At 51.4% G+C, this 23,587-nt stretch carries 17 protein-coding genes; 8 read left to right on the forward strand and 9 right to left on the reverse strand.

The annotated features are described in order from the left end of the window. Positions 1-6: 6 nt before the first annotated feature. The gene (locus AWR27_RS10690) at positions 7-3,978 is read right to left on the reverse strand and encodes a PAS domain S-box protein (protein WP_077131166.1); all 3,972 of its coding nucleotides are present in this window, start codon (positions 3,976-3,978) and stop codon (positions 7-9) included. Positions 3,979-4,047: 69 nt separating this feature from the next. Further along, the gene (locus AWR27_RS10695; protein ID WP_077131167.1) at positions 4,048-5,232 is read right to left on the reverse strand and encodes a cysteine desulfurase family protein; all 1,185 of its coding nucleotides are present in this window, start codon (positions 5,230-5,232) and stop codon (positions 4,048-4,050) included. A gap of 100 nt (positions 5,233-5,332) precedes the next feature. Between AWR27_RS10695 and AWR27_RS10700 the strand changes: the two genes are divergently transcribed. Beyond that, positions 5,333-6,205 (forward strand): mechanosensitive ion channel family protein, encoded by an 873-nt coding sequence (locus AWR27_RS10700; RefSeq protein WP_077131168.1) that lies wholly within the window; start codon positions 5,333-5,335, stop codon positions 6,203-6,205. Positions 6,206-6,320: 115 nt separating this feature from the next. Next, positions 6,321-8,282 (forward strand): PAS domain-containing sensor histidine kinase, encoded by a 1,962-nt coding sequence (locus tag AWR27_RS10705; protein WP_198045128.1) that lies wholly within the window; start codon positions 6,321-6,323, stop codon positions 8,280-8,282. A gap of 62 nt (positions 8,283-8,344) precedes the next feature. On the opposite strand, the gene AWR27_RS10710 is transcribed toward AWR27_RS10705, so the two are convergent. After that, the gene (locus AWR27_RS10710) at positions 8,345-9,709 is read right to left on the reverse strand and encodes an enolase C-terminal domain-like protein (RefSeq protein ID WP_077131170.1); all 1,365 of its coding nucleotides are present in this window, start codon (positions 9,707-9,709) and stop codon (positions 8,345-8,347) included. A 92-nt stretch (positions 9,710-9,801) separates the two neighbouring features. On the opposite strand from AWR27_RS10710, the gene AWR27_RS10715 reads away from it, so the two are divergent. After that, a complete protein-coding gene (locus tag AWR27_RS10715) occupies positions 9,802-10,638 on the forward strand; it encodes a DUF2490 domain-containing protein (RefSeq protein ID WP_077131171.1) in 837 nt (278 codons plus the stop codon). Between the two features lie 128 nt (positions 10,639-10,766). Here the strand turns inward: AWR27_RS10715 and AWR27_RS10720 are convergent, their stop codons facing one another. From AWR27_RS10720 to AWR27_RS10735, 4 genes are all read right to left on the reverse strand, one after another. Continuing rightward, entirely contained in the window at positions 10,767-12,170 is a 1,404-nt protein-coding gene (locus AWR27_RS10720; protein ID WP_077131172.1) for a tetratricopeptide repeat protein, read from the reverse strand. Between the two features lie 115 nt (positions 12,171-12,285). Continuing rightward, positions 12,286-13,311: an NAD-dependent epimerase/dehydratase family protein gene (locus AWR27_RS10725; protein WP_077131173.1), complete on the reverse strand. Its 1,026-nt coding sequence runs from the start codon at positions 13,309-13,311 to the stop codon at positions 12,286-12,288. Beyond that, positions 13,292-13,825: a hypothetical protein gene (locus AWR27_RS10730; protein WP_077131174.1), complete on the reverse strand. Its 534-nt coding sequence runs from the start codon at positions 13,823-13,825 to the stop codon at positions 13,292-13,294. Before AWR27_RS10730 ends, AWR27_RS10725 begins: the two co-directional genes overlap by 20 nt. Then, positions 13,818-14,888 (reverse strand): AAA family ATPase, encoded by a 1,071-nt coding sequence (locus tag AWR27_RS10735; RefSeq protein ID WP_077131175.1) that lies wholly within the window; start codon positions 14,886-14,888, stop codon positions 13,818-13,820. The genes AWR27_RS10730 and AWR27_RS10735 overlap by 8 nt, the downstream gene beginning before the upstream one ends. A gap of 329 nt (positions 14,889-15,217) precedes the next feature. On the opposite strand from AWR27_RS10735, the gene metG reads away from it, so the two are divergent. The 4 genes from metG to AWR27_RS10755 all read left to right on the forward strand — a co-directional run bounded on the left by metG (position 15,218) and on the right by AWR27_RS10755 (position 20,881). Continuing rightward, on the forward strand, positions 15,218-17,269 hold the full coding sequence (metG, locus tag AWR27_RS10740) for a methionine--tRNA ligase (protein ID WP_077131176.1): 2,052 nt from the start codon (positions 15,218-15,220) through the stop codon (positions 17,267-17,269). A 256-nt stretch (positions 17,270-17,525) separates the two neighbouring features. Beyond that, on the forward strand, positions 17,526-18,263 hold the full coding sequence (locus AWR27_RS10745; protein WP_077131177.1) for a hypothetical protein: 738 nt from the start codon (positions 17,526-17,528) through the stop codon (positions 18,261-18,263). A 70-nt stretch (positions 18,264-18,333) separates the two neighbouring features. Further along, positions 18,334-20,094 carry an ABC transporter ATP-binding protein gene (locus AWR27_RS10750; RefSeq protein ID WP_077131178.1) on the forward strand — a complete coding sequence of 587 codons (1,761 nt, stop codon included), beginning with the start codon at positions 18,334-18,336 and terminating at the stop codon, positions 20,092-20,094. Between the two features lie 16 nt (positions 20,095-20,110). Then, a complete protein-coding gene (locus AWR27_RS10755; RefSeq protein ID WP_083732997.1) occupies positions 20,111-20,881 on the forward strand; it encodes a zinc ribbon domain-containing protein in 771 nt (256 codons plus the stop codon). 42 nt (positions 20,882-20,923) lie between these two features. On the opposite strand, the gene AWR27_RS10760 is transcribed toward AWR27_RS10755, so the two are convergent. Both AWR27_RS10760 and AWR27_RS10765 read right to left on the reverse strand, forming a co-directional pair. Next, positions 20,924-21,235 carry a hypothetical protein gene (locus AWR27_RS10760; protein WP_077131179.1) on the reverse strand — a complete coding sequence of 104 codons (312 nt, stop codon included), beginning with the start codon at positions 21,233-21,235 and terminating at the stop codon, positions 20,924-20,926. A 52-nt stretch (positions 21,236-21,287) separates the two neighbouring features. Next, on the reverse strand, positions 21,288-22,577 hold the full coding sequence (locus AWR27_RS10765; protein ID WP_077131180.1) for a hemolysin family protein: 1,290 nt from the start codon (positions 22,575-22,577) through the stop codon (positions 21,288-21,290). A 111-nt stretch (positions 22,578-22,688) separates the two neighbouring features. Here AWR27_RS10765 and AWR27_RS10770 point away from each other — a divergent pair, with 111 nt between their 5' ends. Continuing rightward, the gene (locus tag AWR27_RS10770) at positions 22,689-23,444 is read left to right on the forward strand and encodes an NUDIX hydrolase (RefSeq protein WP_077131181.1); all 756 of its coding nucleotides are present in this window, start codon (positions 22,689-22,691) and stop codon (positions 23,442-23,444) included. Positions 23,445-23,587 lie beyond the last annotated feature (143 nt).

A 23,587-nucleotide genomic window follows, 5' to 3' on the forward strand; every position in this document is an offset into this window, starting at 1 on the left:
GCGATTTTACACTGGCAAATAAATGCTGAATGTGGCACCCTGCCCCAGCTGACTGGTGGCCGTAATGGCCCCACCGTGGTTAGCCACTACTTTTTCGCAGATCGCTAATCCGATACCTGTACCAGCAAATTCGCTTTTGCCGTGCAGTCGCTGAAATACCTGAAAAATACGGTCGAGGTATTTCGTATCGAAGCCAATACCATTATCGGCTACGTCGATGCGGTAGTAAACAGTAGCCAGGCGAGTGGGCCTGACCGTAGCAGGTAGTTCGTTGGCCGACACCTGCTCGGCCTCAAGCCGAATAACAGGCGTAACGGGTTGCCCCGATGCGGTAGTACGCCGGAATTTGAGCGCGTTGCTGATCAGATTCTGAAACAATTGCCCCAGTTGCGACCTATCGCCCAATATAGTCGGCAACGCGCCAACCTCGACAACGGCTCCGGTTTCCTGAATAGTTAGTTCCAGATCAGACAAGGTAGTGTTGGCAACCTCCGCCAGCGACACTTCGGTAGCATCTTCCTGTTGCGTTGATATGCGCGAAAAGGTCAACAAGTCTTTTATAAGTGTCGACATTCGATTGGATGCCGTTTGCATCCGGCTCAGGAAATCAACGCCATCGCCCAGTTGAGCGGCATACTGGCTTTTAAGCAAATCGCCGAACGACTGAATCTTGCGTAGCGGCTCCTGTAAATCATGGCTGGCAACGTAGGCAAACTGCTGAAGGTTTCGATTCGAGCGTTCCAGATCCAGTACCAGCATCTGCAATTGCTGCGTTCGTTCGGCGACCTGTCGTTCCAGTTCCTGCTGAACGCGCCGTTGTTCCGTGACATCCTGGGCCGTGCCGTTCAGGAAGGCCGGATTTCCGTTAGCGTCGTAAACCAATCGTGCCTGTGCGTGAATAATGCGCATCTGGCCCGTGAGCCGATTTACAACTGGGTGTTCGTTGTCATAAAAGCCCGATGAGCCGGGTTGCCAGGTAGCTTCCAGCGCACGGGCCACCGATTTGCGATAATCGTCGGGCACCGGATTAAAGGCTTCATCGAGCGTAGCGGTGTCTGTTGAAAAGCCCAGCCAATCCATAAAACGGGGCGAGTATGAAACCGTGCCCTGCTTAATATTCAGTCGCCACGTAACTAACTCGGCCAGTTCAACAGCGGCCCGCAAATTGGCTTCGGCTTCTTCAACCTGTTGTTTCGCCATAACCAGATCGGTTATCTCGGCAGCCGTATTCATGACGCCGTAAATCTGCCCACTGGCGTCATACATGGGCGTGAAGCTATAGTTGAAATAAAACGGCTGTAGAACCCCATCTACCACTATATCGACCCGCTGGTTTTTGGCATGAAACGGCACCCCGGTCAGGTAAACGCGGTCTAACTGCTCGTAAATTTGTTGATTTTTCAGTTCGGGCAAGATCTCCGCATAACGTTTGCCTATCACATCATTGCCTTTTCCCCATACGTCAATAATCGATTGATTCGCCAGTTGTATGCGCATTTCCCGGCCCACGTAAACGCCGATAGGGAACGGCGCACTCTCAACAATACTACGCAGGTTCTGTTCGCTTTTCTCGATGGCCTGCCGGGCCTGAATTTGTGCCGTTACGTTCTCAATGATACCAATGATCGATTTAGTCTCGCCATCAGCGTCCTGCATCTTGCCGAGACTGCGAAGATAGACAAGTTCATCTTCAGACGACCCAATAACCCGGTACACAAAATCGTGCTGCGTTTCGTCATTACCCCCTTTAGCCTGATTGATAATTTTCCGCACTAAGTGCCGATCATCGGGGTGCACTTTATCGATAATTACCTCCATCGGGGCCATTGTTGACGGAAGGCCAAACCAACGCTGAATGTTTTCAGAATACGTACCCGTATTTGTCGAGACATCGACGGCAAACGTACCCAGGTCGGCAATAGCGAGGGCATTTTGCAGGTACGTTTTCTGCCGTTCCAGTTCCTGCTGGGTCAGTATCTGCCCCGTAACGTCAACAGCAACGTCTAAAATAGCGTAGATTTCGCCAGTTTCATCGCGTAGGGGTGAGTACGTAATGTTGTAATAGTTGTGCGTCATTACCCCCTGCTGCACAATCTTCACCATCGAACCAAAACTTTGAAAGGGCTGGCCGGTGGTGTAAACATCATCCAGAATCTGAAGAAAGGGCTGATTTTCGGTAAGCAGTTCCGGCATTACCTCGCGTAGAGGTTTACCGGCAATGTCGGGTCCTTTACCAACAATGTCGATGAAGGTTTTATTCGGCATGTCGATAATCAGGTCACGGCCTACAAACAAACCAATAGCAACGGGCGCGGCTTCTATCAGCGACCGCATTTTGGTCTCGCTGGCTTCAACCTGCCGCCGTGACCGAACCTGCTGGGTTACGTCGGTACAAACCACCAATACACTTGATACTACTTCTTTGTCATCGGCTTGGGCTGTTCCCCAATGAGGCTGATAGGTGAAATCAACATATATGGTTTCTAACTGATTATTACGAACAAAATCGACGGGTATTTCTTTGGCGATAAATGGAATACCGGTGGTAAACACGTTTTGCAGGAGTACGTCAAAACCTTGTCCGCGCAGTTCGGGCAAAGCCTCAAGCAGTGGTTTACCAACCAATTGGTCTGCCGAACGGCCAACCAGTTCGCAGTAGAATGGGTTGGTCATCCGAAATGTCAGGTTGTCCTCACTAATGATAGCGATAGCTACCGGCGACTGCTCGAACAACGCCAGTAACTGTTGCTGGCTCTGTTCGATGCGCTGCCTTGCCAGCACCTGTTCGGTTACGTCAACGGCCATGCTCAGGATGCCGTATACGGCCCCGCTAAGGTCGAAAATAGGCTTATACGTAAAGTCGAAATAGTACGTAGCCGATATGCCATTCATACACAGTTCGCCCGGCATTGCTTTGGCTTCATAGACCTCTCCGGAAGCAAAAACAGTGTTTAGCAGGTTCAGATACGACTGAGCAGCCAGTCCGGGGATAGCTTCGATAGCTGGCTTACCGAGAATAGCGGTGCCTTTGCCCAGCATCTGAATCATGCGCTCATTTGCCAGTTCAATCACATGATCCGGGCCTGTCAGGAGCATAGTAGCTATCGGTGCCTCCTGAATCAGTGCCCTGAACATGGCATCGCTGGCTTGTTGCGCTTCTTCGGCCCGTTTGCGTTCGGTAATATCCTGAAGCGTTCCATTGAAGCGAATCACCAACTGGTCAGGGCCAAACTGGGCTTTACCTTTAGCCCGCACAACCCGCTCTTGCCCGGTAGCCGGGTGAACAATGGTATACTCGGTCTCATACTGCCCACCCGATTCATATTGCAACGCCTGCCAGATAGCCTCTGTTACGCGTAGCTGATCGTGTTTGGCAATTGCATCAATCGCTAACGACAACGGAATTTCGTCGTCGGGTTGCAGGCCGAACCAGTCTTTCAGACGAGCATTACCCCTCACGGTGTTCGTTTGCGGATTCAGTTCCCAGACACCCAGTTCGGCTGCGTCGATGGCAAAAGCCAGCTCCATCTCGCTTTCCCGCGCTTTGCGCTGGGCCATTACGGCGTCTATTTCTTCGGTAACGTCCATGGCAATGCCCGCAAACCGGTATACGTCGCCCGTTGTATTGAAATAGCTACGGCCCGTGAAACGCACCCAGCGCAACACCCCATCGGCGGCTCCAAGAGTGCGGTAGGTGGCGTCGTAATAGCCGTCCGAGCGCGGATTCATGGCTTGTCGCACGGCCTCATCAACCCGGCTAACGTCGTCGGGATGAATGTAGCGAATCGCCTGTTCGTAAGGCAATTGATTGTCTTTCACCAGACCGAACAGTTCGCGGCATCGGTCGTCCCAGTTAATAATTTTTGTTACGGGATCAAGTTCCCAGACGCCTAACTGAGCCGCTTTTAAGGCAAACGAAACGTCTAATCGCTCTGTAAGCGGACTGTTGGTTGTAGAGGGCGTAGAATTGCCGTTCATTGGGTGCAGTAACGTTGACTTTGCAAGTTAACAATGTTACTGCACATAATGATTTGCCGCTTAATCAGCTTAGGCCACTGCCACACGCTCCTTTCGGTATAAATTTATAAGCGTGTCGACAGCGTAGTCAATTTCTTCGGGCGTGTTGTATTTCCCGAACGAGAAGCGCACATAGCCACGTTCAGAGTCTATGCCGGGCAGGGCCGCCAGCACGTGCGAACCGACGTTCGAGCCGCTCGAACAGGCCGAGCCACCCGACGCCGAAATTTTGGCAATGTCTAAGTTGAACAGCAGCATATCGCTCATCTCAGATGGCGGCAGGCTCACGTTCAGCACCGTGTACAGACTATTTTCTACATCGGCAGAGTCGCCATTGAAACGGACTTCAGGTAGTTTCTCGCAGAGTTGGTCAATCATCCGGCGTTTCAGGGATGTAATATGGCGTCGGTGCGCGTCCATGTCGCGGTAGGCAATTTCGAGTGCTTTGGCTAAGCCTACAATGCCGTACACGTTTTCGGTGCCGCCCCGCATGTTGCGCTCCTGCGAACCGCCATAAATGAACGGGTGAATTTTGGCCCGCTCTGCATTGACGTACAGAAAACCGACGCCCTTCGGCCCGTGAAATTTATGGCCCGCGCCCACAATGAAATCAACCGGCAGTTGTTGCAGATCGTGCCGGAAATGGCCCATCGTCTGCACCGTATCGGAGTGAAAAATAGCCTTGTATTCCCGACAGAGTTCGCCCACCCGGACCAAATCGAGCAGGTTGCCGATTTCATTGTTGCCGTGCATGAGCGAAACCAGGGAGCGGGGCGTTCCGGCGTTCCGGTTAGTCTGTAACAGCGTCTCCAGATGCGCCAGATCGATGTGACCTTTCTCGTCAACGTTTACAAGACTCAACTTTACAAGCCCCTGTTTAGCAAGGTGTTCGAGCGTATGCAACACGGCATGGTGTTCGAGGGGCGACGTGATGGCGTGGGTCAGGCCGTAGGTTTCGATGCTGCCCCGAATGGCCGTATTATCAGCTTCGGTGCCGCCCGACGTGAAGAAAATTTCGGCGGGTGAGGTGTTCAGCAACGAGGCAACTGTTTTGCGGGCTTTCTCGATAGCCGTTCTGACTTGCCGCCCGTGGCTATGAATAGACGACGGATTGCCGAACTGCTCGGTCATGAGGGGTAGCATGGCGTCAAGCACTTCAGGGTCGAGCCGGGTGGTAGCGGCATTATCGAGATAAACAGGAGCAACGACAGACATAGTCAACTGATTTGTTGGTGCAAAGGTACGGTGATTCGCCCTATCCCGGAAACACTCTATTGGCTTATGGCGTTCTGCAAACACCAGTCTATCTGTTACAATGACGCCTTCGCAGCTTACAGACTTTCTATACGCCGATTTTTTGGAATGGCTTCGAGTGGGACTTCGCTTCCTGCCACGAATCGCCATTGCCATACTTATCCTATTCATTTTCACCTTTTTATCCCGCCGAATCAGCCGGTTAGTAGTACGCGGCTTCGACCGGTTCAGCGACAACATGTCGGTCATCAACCTGACCGGGGCCGTGGTGCGGGTGGTCATTATGGCGGTGGGCCTGTTCACGGCACTGAGCGTATTAGGGCTCGACAAGGCCGTTACGTCATTACTGGCCGGAGCTGGCGTAATTGCGCTGGCACTGGGGTTTGCCTTCCAGGATTTGACGGCCAACTTTATTTCAGGCACTATGATTGCACTCGCCCGCCCCATTCAGGTAGGCGACACTATTGAAACCAACGGCTTCACAGGGGTTGTACTCGACATAAAACTGCGCTCGATTGTTCTCGACAACGGGCAGGGACAGACCGTTGAACTACCCAGCAAAGACGTATTTCAAAAGCCAATTATCAACTTTTCGCGCATCGGGTACCGGCGTATCGAACTGCTGGCGGGCATTTCGTATCTCGATGATCTGGCGTTGGCACAACGAGTGGCGGTGGAGGCCGTGCGGCAGTTACCATTTGTATTGCAAAGCCCATCTACCGAGTTATACTACCGGAATTTCGGCGACAACAATCTGCAATTTGCGCTGTGGTTCTGGATCAATCCAACTCAAACCGGCCCGGCTCTGGCCCTGAGCGAAGCCATCAAAGCTGTAAAAACAGCCTTCACCGAACATCAGATTCTCTTCGTTTTCGCGGGCCACACCTTCGACCTTAAACAGAAGCTGGCCCCACCTACTCCAGCAAACGAGTAGGTAAACGCTTGCCAAAATGCTTCTCAGCGCGTACTTTTACCCAATCTGCCAACTGGTTATTACGCGTTATTACTCTCAATCGACCAGTTTTTTTGTAAACTCATTTGTCCTTACATTGACTATCGACTCTTCTTCCGCGCTGCTCGATGGTTTGCTTAACCATGCCAATCATGCCATCTGCATTGTGGAGGGTGTCCGCAATGCAGCCGATGAGCTTATTGATTTCCGCTATGTGAAGGTGAACCCAATGGCTTACGTACTCAACAAACGCTCGTTTGGCGACATGGTGGGCAGAACCATGCTGGAGCTTTTCCCAGGTATGGATCAGGTAAACGTACCGGGTACGGAAGAAACTCTATTCCGGCGGTTTGTGCGACAGATGCACGAAGACGACAAGCTAACGTATGAGGTTGGCTATCATCAGGACGGCTTCGATGGATACTACGCGGTAACAGCGAGCCGGTTGACCAATTGCCTGATTATTTCCGTAACCGACGTAACCGAACTGCACCGAACCCGCCAGGAAAAACAACAGGCCGATCAACAGCTACGCGAACAGGCCGATCTGTTTACGGCTCTGATGCGGGTAGCGAATCTCGGCCTCAACATACTCGATGTTGTTCGCGATGATACCGGTCAACTAACCGACCTGCACTATCGGCACATTAGCCAGCGTGTGCTCGACGATACGGGCATGACCATTGAGCAGTATCGTAACGCCAGTATGCGCACGTTGTTTCCCGGTATCGAACACAGCCGATTCTGGCAGGGTTTTCAGGATTTATTACGCACGGGTCAACCCCAGCGGTTCGAGGTTAATTACAAGTTTAATGACTGTGAAAACTACTTAGACGTTAGTTACGTACTTCTGGACGAGCGCACTATTTTATCCTCGTACATTATTCTGAACGACGTTCGGCAGGCGCAGCAACGCGCCGAGCAGCAGGCGCAACTGATGTCGTCGATTCTACAAAACACCCAGGCCAACCTGACGTTGCTCGAACCGGTTTACGCGCCCACAGGCAAGCTTGTTAACTTCCGCTATATTTTCACCAACGACAGCAACGCCCGCATCACCCGGCGAACGGTCGAAGAAATGACCGGGAGTCTGTTTTTCGACCTGTTCCCAGGTATTATCACAACGGAGTTTTACGACCGGCTGCTTCATACCGCACAAACGGGTGAGCCAAACCGGTTTCTATTTCCGTACCATGCCGATGGGTTGCAGGGCTGGTTCGACGTTTGGTTTACCCGGCATGGTAATCAGGTGCTGTTTACATCCATCGATGTCACAGAGAGTTACCAGAACCGCCAGCAGCTCGAACGTGCCAACCGCGAGTTGCAACGCTCCAACGAACACCTGCAACAATTCGCCTACGTTGCCAGTCACGACCTTCAGGAGCCGCTCCGTAAAATTCAGTCATTCGGCGATTTGCTCAGAAAGCAATATAGTTACGGTCTCGATGAGCAGGCACAGGATATTTTGGGCCGGATGCAGAACGCGGCCAGTCGCATGTCGGAGTTAGTACGCGATTTACTGGCTTATTCGCGGCTTAATACGCCCCGGCGAGCGTTTGAATCCGTGTCGCTCACGGCCCTGCTCAATGAAGTGCTGACCGACCTTGATCTGATTAGCCAGGCCAGGAAAGCGCACATCGTTGTCGGCAACCTGCCTGCGGTTCCGGGCGATGCCGGGCAACTTCGGCAGTTGTTTCAGAATCTGCTGAGCAACGCCCTGAAATACACTGCTCCCGACCGCCAGCCGCTTATTCGGGTAACGAGCCGGGCCGCCCAATGGCCCAAACTACCCGAAGTTGTTCAGCATGCGCTGCCTCCAATGGCCGACAATCGCCCGATCTGGGAAATCAGTATTCATGACAATGGCATCGGTTTCGACGAAAAGTATCTCGATCAGATGTTCCAGATGTTTCAGCGGCTGCATGGACGCAGTCAGTTTGAAGGCAGCGGCATGGGCTTAGCTATCTGCAAACGGGTAGTCGATAACCATTCGGGTTACATTACAGCCCGCTCCCACCCCGACGCGGGGTCTACGTTTATAGTGTATTTGCCGGGCTGACCGCCGTGTCCCCGTATCGATGGTCGAGTACTTCGGCGTGGTCAGCGGCTATACCAGACTACTCAGGGTCGTATCACCGTTCCGTCTTTCTTACGCGTTGCTCCCCACGAGTAATCAAAAGTTGGGCCGTCGGGAAAGGGGAATTTGGCCGCTAATTTCTCGTTGATATCGATGCCGTGGCCGGGCGTTTCCTGCGCATACATATACCCATCTTTCGTAGTAGGGCAACCAGGAAAAACCTCCTGCGTTTCAGGTGGGAACACGTAGCCCTCGTGAATACCGAAATTATAACTGCACAGTTCGAGTGCGAGTTGCACGGCATGAGCCACGGGCGAGGCATCGCCGGGGCCGTGCCAGGCTGTTTTTACGCCAAAATATTCGCTCAGAGCCTGTACTTTCCGGGCGGGCGTAAGCCCACCGATCTGCGAGATGTGAATACGAATGTAGTCGATGAGCCGGTCTTTGATAAGCGGCAAATACTCCTGCTGTGTGTTGAATAGTTCGCCCATTGCCAGCGGAACAACGGTTTGCTGCCGCAGAATTTTGAAATGTTCGTTGTCTTCGGGCGGAAACGGGTCTTCGATGAAAAACGGACGATACGGCTCCACGGCCTTGCAAAGTTGCACGGCCTGATTCAGGCTGATGCGCTCGTGAATGTCGTGCAGCAGTTCAACCTCATCGCCGAGCTTAACGCGTAGATGCTCAAACAGTTTCGGCACCGAGCGAGCGTAGGCCGTTGGGTCGAAAATAAGTTTGGGGTTGGTTGGTCCGGCTACGTCAGCCTTCGCACCGAGCGAACTGGCGGGGGTTCCGGTGGCTCCGCGTGCGCCATAAACGGCATTACCTTTTATCCCCATCTGCACCCGCACATGCCGATAGCCGCGTTCCATAGCCGCCCGCGCCGAATCTTCTACCTCCTGCAAACTGCTGCCCTGCGCGTGGAAATATAAATCGGCCCCGGCCCGCACCTTACCACCCAGCAACTGATAGAGCGGCATGTTGGCTCGCTTGGCCTTGATGTCCCACAGCGCCATATCGACCCCGCTCATGGCGTTGAACAACACCGGCCCATTGCGCCAGTACGACGACACATACGACGACTGCCAGATGTCTTCGATTTCGTCGGCGTTGCGGCCAATCAAAAAGGGTTTCAGGTACTTATCGACGGCAGTTTGCACCACATAAGCCCGTTGCGTAAACGTAGCACAGCCGATCCCGTACAAACCCGGCTCGCTGGTTTCCACTTTCACGACCACCAATCGAATACCGTTGGGCGAGGTGAGAATGGTTTTCACATCGGTTATGCTAATCGGCGGCAGGCCGTTTGGTCGAGCCGGTACAACGGGTTTAGCGAGATTGTCGGCGAAGGGCACAGCCGTGAGCGCGGCCCCGGCAGATAGATTACGGAGTAGATGTCGGCGGTTCATGCAGGAAGTAGGAAACGGGTTTCCGACAAAAGACCCGCGAAACTTTCCTCTACTGTGCAGGGTTAGCGTTTCACTTTACCCATTCATCACTCATGCGCCACTCGGTTTTTGTCATTGTTTTTTTACTATTTGGCTTCACGGCATCGGCACAGTCGTATCAGAATGTGGTGCGGCATCGGCCCGTGTTCTGGTCGGAGATGAATCTTGTTTTCAAAACAAAAGGGAAATGGTCGTTTCAACTCGATCACCAATACCGCCGACAGGCCGAAGACACCCAATTTCGTGATCTGAACATCTTCCGATTACCACTACAACAGGTATTTCGCCCCTGGATCAGCTACCAGCTAACTAAGCCCGTCCGGTTGTCGCTCTCGCCCATTGGCCTGTGGTGGACCTGGAACCGCCCCAGCGAATTCCAGCCGACCACGTTTTTTCAGGAAATCCGGGTGATTCCGCAATTGACTATTACCAAACCTGCTGGCGACGGCGAGTTGGTGTATCGTTTTCGGTCAGAACTCCGCTGGCCCTCGCGTACCGATACGCTCGCCAACGAGTATGTATTTCTGTCGGATGGCGAATCGCAACAGGTGCTGGCCGACCGCTTCAACGTGCGGCTGCGGGCCATGCTGCGCTGGATTAAACCGATTCGGGGTAAAGAATCGGGCTGGTACGTGCAGAGCAGTGTTGAGCCAATGATGGTCGTGTCGCGCTCTGTCCGGCGTTTCGACCAGAACAGAACGTACCTCGCGATTGGCCGACGACTTCGCGAGAACATGCGTGTTGAGTTGGGGTATCTGAACCAGTTTTCAATTCAGAACAACGAGGTCGAACGCATCCGCACGTTCCGGTTCAACCACGCCCTGCACGTTTATTTTTATTTGGAAAACCGGCGCACATCGAAAGCCAGCAGCGATTCGGGGCCGGAGTAGCGCGGCAGGAAAGCGGCCCGCCCAAATACCCAAACGAAATCGTTAAAACAGTGGCTCAATTCAACCAAAAACCCCACCATTGTTACATGGAGGGGTTTTTGGTATGGACGGGCGGCTTTTCAGCCGCGTTATTTTGGTTTGTATTGCTGAATAATTTTGTACAGTGCTTTCTGCTTTTCGAGTTCGGGGAAGAACTCGAAAAGCTGTACGTGCGCGTCGAAGTCAAGCGTTAGGGCAGCTTCTAACTGAATCAGTGCTTCGCGGTAATGTCCGGCATGAATCAGGTACACGGCAGAGCGATAGTACAGATCAGCCTCTTCGGGCATGTCGTTGACACCCAGATGAATAATATCGTTTGCTTTCAGGAAATCGCCCTGATCGAACGGCACCAGCGACCAGGTCAGGTACACGTCGGGGTTGGCTGAATCTACTTCGGCGGCTTTCTCGAACGACTCGATGCTCGACAGCACATTCCCGATTTTATACTCGGTTTCGGCTACGGCCAGATGGTATTCTCCGTTTTGGTCGTTGAGTTTTACGGCTTTCTGCAAAAACGGCAACGATTCGTACCACTTGCCCGAGTCGCTCAGGCAAACGCCAATGCCATACCAGGCTTCGTCCCACTGCGCGTCGAGTTTGATAGCCTGCCGATATTCGGCGATAGCTTCCAGCAGTTTATCCTGCTTTTCCAGACTCGCACCGAGGTGGCAGTAGGTATCGGCAGTTGGGTCTTCGTATTTCAGCGTTTCGCGGTAACAGGCTTCGGCCTTCTCAAACAGGCCGAGGTTCATGTACGTGTTGCCGAGGTTGAAATGCGCCGACGAGAAATCTTCTTTAATGATTACGGCATAGTCGTAGGCTTCGGCGGCTTCGGCGTACCGGGCTAATTTACTGTAGGCGATGCCGATGTTGTACCAGGCGTTGTACGAATACGGGTCAGCATCGATTAGTTGCTGATAATATTCGAGACTATTTTCTAATTCGCCCGTTACGTCGAGGCAAAACGCCAGTTCATACAGCGCGTTTTCATTGTTGATATTCAGCGCAATCGACTTTTTATATTGGCTGATGGCCTCGTCGTATTTACCCCAGTTCTGGTAGCTCTGCCCAATCTGAAACAGAATATCCTCTTTGTCGTCGGCGCGGTCGAGCAACTCTTCCAGTACCTGAATCGACTCTTCGTACCGCCCGGCCATGTTTAGCACCGAACCTTGCATAAACGGCACGTCGAGGTCGCCGGGGTTAAACAACGAAGCCCGTTCCAGTAACTCCAGCGACTCGTCGAACCGTTGGAAATTAGCCAGAATCTGGGCTTTATCGAGCATTAATTCCAGTGCGTAGGGAAAGTTTTCCAGACCAGCCTCGGCGGCTTTGAACGCTTTTTCGAGATCACCCTGATTGAGATAATGCTCAACCATTTGTTCGTACACGTCCAGATCAAAAAACTGACTCTCATCCTGGTCCAGCATCTGCTCAAAACGCCGGATAGATTCTTTTATGTCGTCTGCTCGTTCTTCGAACTCTTGCTCCATGCTATTGCCTTACGAAATGTGGGGCGGATAGGGGCCGCAGCCATTGGCTCGGTTTATCCTTTGGCAGTGAAATTTAATGCAAAAAAGCATAACTCCAACACCCCCCGTGAAATATTTATGCACCGCTTTGTGCTACGCCAAACGCCCCCGCAATGCGCCGTAACGTCTCACTCAACGGTCGGTACTGATTACCAGTCACCTCCGTAATGCTGCGCCCATCGAGCGCGTAAAACGAACTCGCCGAGCGGGCTGTTTCGCGGGTTATGAGCGGGGCATTACCCGTTAACCACGCCCGAACGGCCTCCAGCGGCCACAACACCCGCGTCAGAGCAGGTGGTATGCGTAGCGTTGGCGGACGTTTGTTCAGCGCGGTTGCCATCTGTTCTAACAACGAGCGGTACGGAATAGTGCCTGCACTCAGAATGAACCGCCGGGCCGTAACGTCCGACTGCATCAGGGTGTACAGAGCCTCTGTCACGTCGAGCACATCAACATAATTGACTAAGCCAGCGGGATAAAACGGGCGTTCGTCGTGTACGTACTTCACCAATTGCAGGCTGCTCCGGCTCCAGTCGCCCACACCGAAAACAAGGCTGGGGCACACCATTACGGCGTTTAATCCTTCGGCCACGCCCCGCCACACCTCCAGTTCGGCCCGGTATTTCGACTTGGCGTAGGCCGAGTTCATCGGCGATTCTTCCCACTTCTGGTTTTCATCGATAAGCATCGGCTCGTCGGGCCGCGTGTTTTTCGCTACCGGACGTCCCAGCGCGGCCACCGAACTGACGTAGCCCAGTTTACGCACCCCCGCGTTCAGGCAAACGTTCACGACGTTGGCCGTGCCTTCTACGTTAATTCGATCCATACGGTCGCGGTCTTTCGGCGCAAACGACACCACCGCAGCCGCATGTATTACGTCTGTTCCGGGACCGATAGCCGTTTCGAGGGAAGGAATATCAACAATATCGCCTTCGTGCCACGTCAGTTGGTCGGCCACGTCGGCCAGCATTCCATAGCCGCTGTTGCTCCGGTGCAGCACCGATACGGCGTGCCCCTGCGCGAGGTAGTGCCGGGCAATGTGGGAGCCGATAAAGCCGGTGGCACCTGTGATAAAGACGGGGTTACGAAGCGAGGAAGTCATGCAGAATTCGTTCGAGGGTGAGGAAGCCGGGAGCTTTTAGGGTGTACAGGTCGGTCAGGAGTCGGTGGTATTCAGGGTCGGTTTCGATAGTTGGTGGTTTTGTTTGGCTTTTCAACTTCCTTACATTATCGTTGAAGCCGTATTGACCAATGTCGATTTTCTTCTCTGCTGCATTCCACAAGAGAAAACTTTCAATTGCTTTATCAACAATTATGATGTGCTGATTGGTATCAGGATTCCGTTTTAAAAACAGTTTGTTTTCCTGTCTCACCAACTCAAAATTGCTAAAGAAGCCTTTTCTATTGAAAGAGTCTTTGCAACGCTCATTTAAATCATCATCGTTATCGACAATTCCGATTAATGTATATTTGCTATATTGAGAAGACAACATAGCGTTTGCTACTTCTGTACAACCTCCCATACGGATACTCAATTTTTTGTCAGGAACGAGAAAGCGAATGAGAGCAATGTCTGCGTGACCCTCAACAAGAAATCGAACAGGTAAATCAGGCATTCGGCTCGTAGCGGCTAAGGTTGTAAAACAAGTCGATGCTCAAATCACGGGCCTCCTCCAACTCCTCGGCTGTTAGCTGCCGCACCTGCGTTTGATAATCTTTGTAATAGGTGATATAAACTGCAAGTTCAGACTCGTCTAACTCATCGATTAAGGTTTGCAGTAAGTAGGGGCTATGGGTAGCGATGAAAAATTGATTCTGTTCGCTGTAAGCAATCCGCTGCGCCATAGCCTTCACATAAGGCGGAAACGAATGCACTTCCGGTTCTTCAAAAATGATGACCGAGTTTTTGTTGGATTCAATGGCCGTGACGTAAAACATGTACCGCCGGAAGGTATCAGCAATGGAGAAGTAGGGGTATTGAATGACGTAAAAGCCGCTTTTTCTTTGTAATTCTATTGATTGGTCGTCACGAGAGAGTACAAAATCCAGTCCTTGTTGCTGAAACAATTTTCCAAACTCATTTTTCAACTCATCACTCTGGTCAATTACCTCGAATAAGTTTGACCCATTAGGTGATGAAAGCGTATCACTAAATAAGCTCACGAACGTATCAACATTAGCGAATTCATACTTTTTGACGCTTGATTGCACTTTAGAATTTGAGTGAGATTTGACAACTCGCCCATCTCTTAAAAGATCGTATCTATCGGCAAGCAGAGGGCTTGTCACGTTGACAGATTCTTCTAATAAACCACCATTTGATCTTGTGGTGATAGAATAAATATAGTCTGCCCCATCGCCCACAGCTTTTTTCTCCAAATCAAACCTATGCTTTTCGGTGCCTACTATAATAGATTTCCGCCAATCATTATTATGGAATAGCTGTTTTAAATCTTTGTACCTAACAGACGCATCTGACAACTTATCGTAGCTCTGCATTCCCAGCAACCCCAGCCCTTCCAAAATATTCGACTTGCCGACGTTGGGTTTGCCGATGAAAATATTGACCCGCTTGCAGTCGAGCCGCAGGTCTTTGATGGATTTGAAATTCTTGATTTCGACCCAGTTCAGAAAATTGCTCGTGTCCGGCGTGGATACGCCCGGCGTTTCGTTTTCCATTGTTGCTTGTTGCGTACCTACGGCACGCTGATATGGGGCTGAATACTTGTAGCTACCGACGCTGCGCTGTTACGACCCTACGGGTATTTGGAGGACCGATTTGTCTCGACCTCCGCAACGCTAACCAGCCGAAATGCGAGGCAGGTTTCCCGTAAACATAACAACGTTCGGGCCGGAAATGCTAATTTTGTGGAAATTCGGGACACAGAGATGCACCAAGACGCACGGAGATGCACAAAGTTAGCTACGACAAAAATTTATAAATTTTTCTCTGTGTATCTCCGTGCGTCTTGGTGCATCTCTGTGTCCCCCCCCTTTTCTCCAGCACGATGCCTTTAGAAAATCCCCAGCGATATACCGTTACGGCGGCCCTGATCTACGCGAACGGTCCAATCCACATCGGCCACTTAGCCGGATGCTACCTGCCCGCCGACATTTATGTGCGCTACCTGCGCTCGACCGGCAAAGACGTGGCCTTTATCAGCGGCACCGACGAACACGGCGTTCCCATCACCATCCGGGCCAAAAAAGAAGGACTGACGCCCCAACAGGTAGTCGATAAATATTACGGACAGATTAAACAAGCGTTCAGCGACTTTGGCATCTCGTTCGATATCTACTCGCGCACGTCGAACCCGGTGCATCACGAAACCTCGCAGGCGTTTTTCACGAAACTCTATGAGCAGGGCGATTTTGACGAGGAAGTGACCGAGCAGTATTACGACGAAGTAGCCGGGCAGTTTCTGGCCGACCGCTACATTGTGGGCACCTGCCCCGTGTGCGGCAATCCAAACGCTTATGGCGATCAGTGCGAACGCTGCGGCACGGCACTAAGCCCGCTCGAACTCATCGACCCGCACAGTACGCTCTCCGGCTCGAAACCTGTGCTGCGGCAAACCAAAAACTGGAACCTGCCCCTCGACCGGATGCAGCCGAAAGTAGAGGCTTATGTCAACAGCCATACCGAATGGAAAACCAACGTATTTGGGCAGTGTCAGTCGTGGCTGAAAGAGGGGTTACGCCCCCGCGCCATGACCCGCGACCTCGATTGGGGGATTAAAGTGCCGTTGCCCGATGCCGAGGGTAAAGTGCTGTATGTCTGGTTCGACGCGCCCATTGGCTATATTTCGATGACCAAAGAATGGGCCGCTGAACAGGGGCGCGACTGGGAACTGTACTGGCGCGACGAACACACCAAGTTGGTGCATTTCATCGGGAAAGACAACATCGTGTTCCACTGCATTATTTTTCCGGCGATGCTGATGGCCGAAGGCAGTTTTATTCTGGCCGACAACGTTCCCGCCAACGAGTTTATGAACCTCGAAGGCGACAAAATCAGCACCTCGCGCAACTGGGCCGTATGGCTGCACGAGTACCTCGACGAAATGCCCGATAAGCAGGACGTGCTGCGGTACGTGCTGGCCGCCAACGCGCCCGAAACCAAAGACTCGGAGTTTACCTGGAAGGATTTTCAGACCCGCAACAACGCCGAACTGGTTGGTATCTTTGGCAACTTCGTGAATCGGGCGGTGGTGCTGACACAGAAATTCTGCGACAACCGCGTACCCGTCCGGGGCGACCTGACCAATGTTGACCGCGCCGTTCTGGATGAACTGGCTCAGTTTCCGGGTCGCATCGGACAGGCCATCGAGCAGTACCGCTTCCGCGAAGCGTTGAGTTTGCTGATGGATTTGGCACGGTCAGGCAACAAGTACTTAGCCGAAACAGAACCGTGGAAAGCCGTCAAAACCGATCCACAACGGGCCAATACCATTCTGAACATTGCCCTGCAAATTTCGGCCAATCTCGCCATCGTCTGCGAACCGTTTTTGCCCTTCACAGCGCGAAAACTCTGCGATCAGTTGCAGATTCGCGACCGCTTGGATTGGCAGAATGCGGGCCGCGCCGATTTGCTGGTCGAAGGCCACGAGTTAGGTAAGGGTGAGTTGCTATTCGCCAAGATTGAAGACGCTGAAATTGATAAACAGATTCAGAAATTGCTGAATGCCAAACGCATGAATGAGTTAGCCACCAAAGAAGTACCGCCCCTGCGCGACGAAATAGCCTACGATGATTTCGCCAAAATGGACATCCGTATCGGTACCATTACCGAAGCCGAGCGCGTACCGAAAAGCGATAAACTGCTGAAACTGAAAGTAGATGATGGTTTTGGCGGTCGGCAGATTTTGAGCGGCATTGCCAAACACTTCGCGCCCGAAGACATCATCGGCAAACAGGTAACGTTTCTGGCAAACCTCGCCCCGCGCAAGATGATGGGCCACGAATCGCAGGGTATGATTCTGATGGCCGAAGACCGCGACGGTAAACTGTCGCTCATTCAGCCCGGCGACGCCGTCTGGAATGGTGGCACGGTAAGTTAGTCTAAACTTTGATTTGTCGGATTGAGCTGATTAGCATGATTTATTTAGAGCCGGGGGCGGGTGCTTCCGGCTTTTTTTGAACGGAATCGAATCGCATTGAAGCCCCGGCGTAGGCTACCCTGACTCAACTTACTCTCCTTCTTTTCGCCTACTGCACTGTAAAGATTTATAACCCCGAACAAACTGACTCCCCGTTAGCGGTTTAAACGCGGCTGTCATCTTTACCTTTGACCCTCAATTGGTGTAAACAAAAACTATGAAAACATACCTGTTCTTCTTTTTAACAGTTCTGGTTGGGCAGGCAACAGCGCAGTCGAATATGACACCGGTTCGGCGTAATGTGGTGAGCTACAACCCTACCCCTCAGTTATTGTGGGGCGGAAAAAACCTAACGCTGGTGTATGAACGATTGATTACACGCAATCAATCAGTAGTAGTAACTGGGGGTTATTTTAGCTTTCCAGCACTTATTAAGGCTGATATTCCGGGAACGGTTACGTTCGGTGCGCGGCAAAGTTCGGGTTATACGGCGGGTATTGATTACCGGTTTTATCTTACCAAACGAAACCGATACCCGGCACCCGATGGTCTCTATCTTGGTCCCTACTACAGCCGTATTCAGACCAAATTCACGAATGAACTGACAACCTACCAGAATAATGCTCCCCTCTTTTCAGGAAGACTCAACGGTCAGGTGCAGATAAATAATATTGGCGTGCAGTTAGGCTACCAATTCCTGTTTTTTGACCGGCTTTCGCTCGATTTAGTCTTGTTAGGACCGTCGTATGCCGCCTACGATTTCCGGCTGAAATTGGATGATGCAGTAGGTACCGACGAAGCGAGAGAACTTTTTACTGACTTCCGTCAACGCATTACGGAACGCTACGGCTGGGCAGATGAGCTGTTTACCAATACCGAATTTGAACAAAGCGGACGGCTCAACAGGCGTCTTTTCGGCTTTCGCTACTCAATTCGGGTAGGTTTTGCTTTCTGAAAGCCGGCCTGAACCGTTCGGGGTGGAAATACTGTTACGCTGACAGACGCTCCCCAATGTCAGTTTTCCTGTGAACGAAGAAACCAAATCCGGTCGCATTTTCGACTGGGCCATTCTCCGCCGACTGTATAGTTTCGTTAAACCCTATCAGGGTCGTTTCTACGCGCTCGTCGGTATCATCATGCTGGCGGCCTGTATAGCTCCCATCCAGCCACTACTCATTCGCTATACCATTGATAATGTGATTGCTACGGGCGATGGCAGCCGCCTGACAGTCATGCTCATTATCATGATTGGCGTGCTGGTGGTACAGGCTATCGTGCAGTTTTCCAACACCTACCTGTCGGGCTGGCTGGGACAGTACGTTATCCGCGACATTCGGGTGCAGTTGTACCGCAAGATTCTTCAACTACGACTCAAATTCTTCGACAACACGCCCATTGGCCGATTGGTTACGCGCTCGATTTCGGACGTGGAAACGCTGGCCGACGTATTCAGCGAAGGCATGGCGGCTATTGCGGGCGATATTTTGCAGTTGGTGCTGGTCATTGCCGTGATGTTTTATACCGACTGGCGGCTGGCCCTGATTAGTCTCTCCACCATCCCGCTGATGCTGTTCAGCACGTATGTGTTCAAGGAGAAAATCAAGAAATCGTTCAATGAAGTCCGAACGGCGGTGGCAAACCTGAACTCGTTTGTGCAGGAACACATCACGGGCATGAACATCGTGCAGATTTTCGGGAGTGAAAAAATCGAAGCCGAGAAGTTCCGGGCCATCAACGACGAGCACCGCAAGGCCAATATCCGGTCGATTCTGTACTATTCTGTTTACTACCCCGTCGCCGATATTATTTCAGCCGTGGCGGTGGGCATGGTGGTCTGGTACGGAGCGCGTCAGATTATACAGGCCGACGTGTCGTTCGGGACGGTTACGGCCTTCGTGATGTTTATCAACCTGTTTTTCCGGCCTATTCGGATGCTGGCCGACCGTTTCAACACCCTGCAAATGGGTATTGTCAGCACCGACCGGATTATCAAACTCTTAGATAGCGATGAATTTACGGTCAACAATGGTACGCACAAGCCTGCCACGTTACGCGGTGAAGTTGACTTTGAAAACGTCTGGTTTGCCTACAACAACGAGGACTGGGTGCTGCGCGACATCAGTTTCCGGGTAAACGCTGGCGAGACAGTTGCGTTCGTCGGTGCAACGGGCGCGGGCAAATCGTCTATTATCAACCTGCTGAGTCGGTTTTACGATATTAATAAAGGCGAAATCCGGGTCGATGGTATCCCTGCCGACCAGTACGAACTCGGCCACCTGCGCCGAAACATTGGCGTAGTGTTACAAGACGTTTTCCTATTTTCGGATACCATCGAAAACAATATCACGCTGGGCGACAAACGCATCAGCCGCGAAAAAATGATTGAAGCGGCTAAACTCGTTGGCGTTCACGACTTTATCGAACGCTTGCCGGGTGGCTACGACTACAACGTAATGGAGCGCGGGGCCACGCTGTCGGTGGGGCAGCGGCAATTGATTTCGTTCGTGCGGGCAATGGTGCAGGACCCTAAAATTATTGTACTTGATGAAGCCACGTCGTCGGTCGATACCGAGACGGAAGAAATGATTCAGGATGCTATCGGCAAGCTGATGAAGGGGCGAACAGCCATTGTGATTGCCCACCGACTCAGCACGATTCAGAAAGCCAACAACATTATCGTAGTCGATAAGGGCCGGATTGTGGAACAGGGCAACCACGAAGAACTGCTGCAACACGAAGGCTTTTATGCTAATTTATATCGGATGCAGTATAAGGAAGTGGTATAATGGTTATTTTTGGTATATGACTACCGTACAGCCCGAAACGCAGGGATTGGCCGACCAGCCTGTGGTTTGTAGAAATTGTGGTGCCGAAGTGACGCAAAATTATTGTCCTAACTGCGGACAGCCCGTTCAACTCAAACGGATTGACGGCCACTACATCGCGCATGAAATCCAGCATGTCCTCCATTTTGAAAAAGGTATACTATACACAGTTCGTGAACTTCTTATCAACCCAGGCAGAAACGTCAGGCACTTTTTAACTGATAACAGAAGTCGGCTGGTAAAGCCCGTTATTTTTATAATCGTTACCTCACTGATTTACACGCTCGTCCTGCACTTTTTTCACATCGAAGACGCCTACATAAAGTTTAGAGGGGGAGAGGGAGAACGAAAGTCTATAACTCTTACATTTTTTAAATGGGTTACGGAACACTACGGCTACGCCAACATCATGATGGGTGTTTTGATTGCTCTTTTTCTAAAACTTTTCTTCCGAAAAGCTGATTACAACTTTTTTGAAATCCTGATACTGCTGTGCTTTACAATGGGCATGAACATGCTGATTCTGGCTGTTTTCGCCCTTATTCAGGGAATAGTTCATGCCAACCTGATGGGGGTTGGGGCTATACTTGGCTTTGCCTACTGCACATGGGCCATTGGTCAGTTTTTTGGTAAAGGAACAGCGGTGAACTATCTAAAAGCATTTGCCGCCTACCTGTTAGGCTTCATGATCTTTATTTTTATGATACTTGGCGTAGGCTTGTCCCTTGACAATCTACTCAATCGCTAAAATGACAGCGGCCACTATCGGGTTGCACTACCAAAGATTCCCTCACGCTCCCATCGCGTCTTCCTCTTCATCCAGATTTGCGCCTGTTACACCTTCCGTAACTGTTTTGTGGCCCGACACATTGGGCGTATCGCCGGTGGGGCCGGGGCCTGTGCCGTCGAGGGCATAGGCAATGGAATCGGCCAGATTATCAGGAGCCGTCTTACCCGTGTCGGCGGTTTGTTCGACCGAGTGCGGGTAGTCTTCGCCGTTTTGTTGATTAATCACCGTTTCGTCGGCGTTGGGGTCAGTTTCTAAGCCGGTCGGAACGTGGGCCGAGCCAGGCTGGTCGGGGTCGGGATGGTAAAAGCGCATGGCAGTCGTTGCGTTTGGTATGTTTCTATAACTTACGCAATACCCGTGCTGTTTACTCCTCTTCCAGTTTCCGCACCAGCATTTTGTCAATTCGACTTTTATCCATGTCCACAATCTCGAACCGGTACGACTGCCAGATAAAGGTTTCGCCGGTTTGGGGAATATCTTTCAAGACATGTAGTGCGAATCCACCGAGCGTATCGAAGCCAGTTAAATCGCGTCGGGTCTGGGCAGAAACGGTAATCTCAAAATGCGAAAGAAAGTCTTCAAAAGGCAACTGAGCATCAATTAAATAGCTGCCGTCTTCGCGCTCGCGGATTTCATAGTCAGGGTAAGCATCGTCGGTAATATCGCCTACCAGTACATCTAAAATATCGTTGAGTGTCACCACACCCAAAACGCCACCATACTCGTCTACGATAATGCCGACATATTGTTTACGTTCACGGAAGCGTTCGAGCACCTGATACGCCCGGTTATTTTCGGGAATAAACAGCACGTCGCGCTTGATGTCGTTCAGGCGCAATAGTTCATCATCGAGGTCTTTGCCTAAGAAATCTTTGCTGTAAATCAGGCCCACTACCTCATCGACGCTGCCATTGCAGAGCGGATATATTGAATGCCTGTATTCCAGCACTTTAGCCCGATTCTCTTGCGGATCATCTTCCAGGTCGAGGTACACAATTTCCTGCCGGTTGGTCATCAGCGACGTAATCTTGCGGTCGCCAAGCTGAAAGACGTTCTGCACAATTTCCTGCTCGATCTCCTCAATGGCTCCGCCTGACGTACCTTCCTGGATCAGACTTTTGATTTCTTCTTCGGTCACAGCACTGTCGTTAGGTTTGATACCCAGCACCTTAATCAGCAAATCGCTCGAAAAGGTAAGTAGTGCAATAAACGGCGACGTAATTCGGGAGAGCACGTTCATTGGCGCGGCCATCGTTTTGGCAATGCCTTCGGGGTTAGAGAGACCGATGCGCTTCGGCACTAACTCGCCCAGCACGAGCGAGACATACGTTAACATCAGCAGCACCAGCACAACGGCAATAGAATGGGCGTAGGGTTGCAGCGGCTCGATTTGCGCAATGTAGCCCTGCACGTCGGACGTGAGTTTATCGCCCGAAAAAATACCAAGCAGAATACCAATGAGCGTAATCCCAATCTGCACGGTCGATAAAAATCGGTTGGGCGAATTCGACAAATCGAGGGCAACCTGCGCCCGGCGGTCTCCGTTTTTGGCGGCTGTTTCTAATTTCGATCTTCGGGAAGAAACCAGAGCGATTTCCGACATGGAGAACACCCCGTTCAGAATCGTCAGTAATAAAATTATCAGAATTTCCACAAAGGGAGTAAGTTGATTAGCGCAAAAATAGTAAACTGAACGGGTTTGTAGCTGATTTAGACTGTTGATACAGCGGCTTTTCGTAGTTTTGTGTCCTACTGCTCCAAACGCATGATCGTTTTTCTCAATGACCGCCCGATACGGCTGGTAGGCCCGAAGGCCGCTGCCCGTCTGGCTCACCCTTCGCTGGCGAATGCCAAAAACGCGAAACGCACATCATTTAGTCAGCCTATTCAACCAGAAACAGACTACGACCAGATTGTAGATGCCCGGCTCGAAGCGTTAAAAGAAGACGCCCTACACGGTCATCTGCTCATTTTAAATGCCACACCGGCCACAGTCGAGAAACTACTCGTTTTGTTACAGAAAGCTGATGCCAACCGGCTTTTATCGGTCACGCTCGGTTGTTTAAACAAAGACGACTGCGAAACGGCTATGAAAAAACCGTTTAAGGTGATCAAAGCCGCTGGGGGTGTAGTATTGAAAGCCGATAAACTGCTGCTGATGTTTCGGCGGGGTGTCTGGGATTTACCAAAAGGAAAATTAGACGACGGCGAGTCGTCGCGGCAGGGGGCAGCCCGCGAGGTGGAAGAAGAAACCGGCGTTCGGGTGGCCGTTGGCGAGCGCATTTGCACGACCTGGCACACCTATATACAGAATGGCAATCGCATTCTGAAACGCACGAAATGGTATCGAATGACGGTACTCGACGACCGGCACATGGCTCCTCAGGAAGATGAAGGTATTGAAAAATTAGCCTGGCTCGACCGGCGCGATACTCAATTAGCCCTTACCAATTCGTTTAGTTCCATTCGGTATGTGATTAATACGGCACTGAATGAAACCTTGACGCAGCGATTTGAGTAGTAGGCAAACTTTCATATATTCATATGTTCCATTAGGTAAATTGATACACTAAGACGGCACACTGTTGCTACATAGTCCAGCATTTGTATAAATTTGGCGCGAATAATAACTTTCACCATCCATCGCCCATCGGTGGTTCCCTA

It is taken from the genome of Spirosoma montaniterrae (genome assembly GCF_001988955.1).
GTDB classification, from domain to species: Bacteria; Bacteroidota; Bacteroidia; order Cytophagales; family Spirosomataceae; genus Spirosoma; species Spirosoma montaniterrae.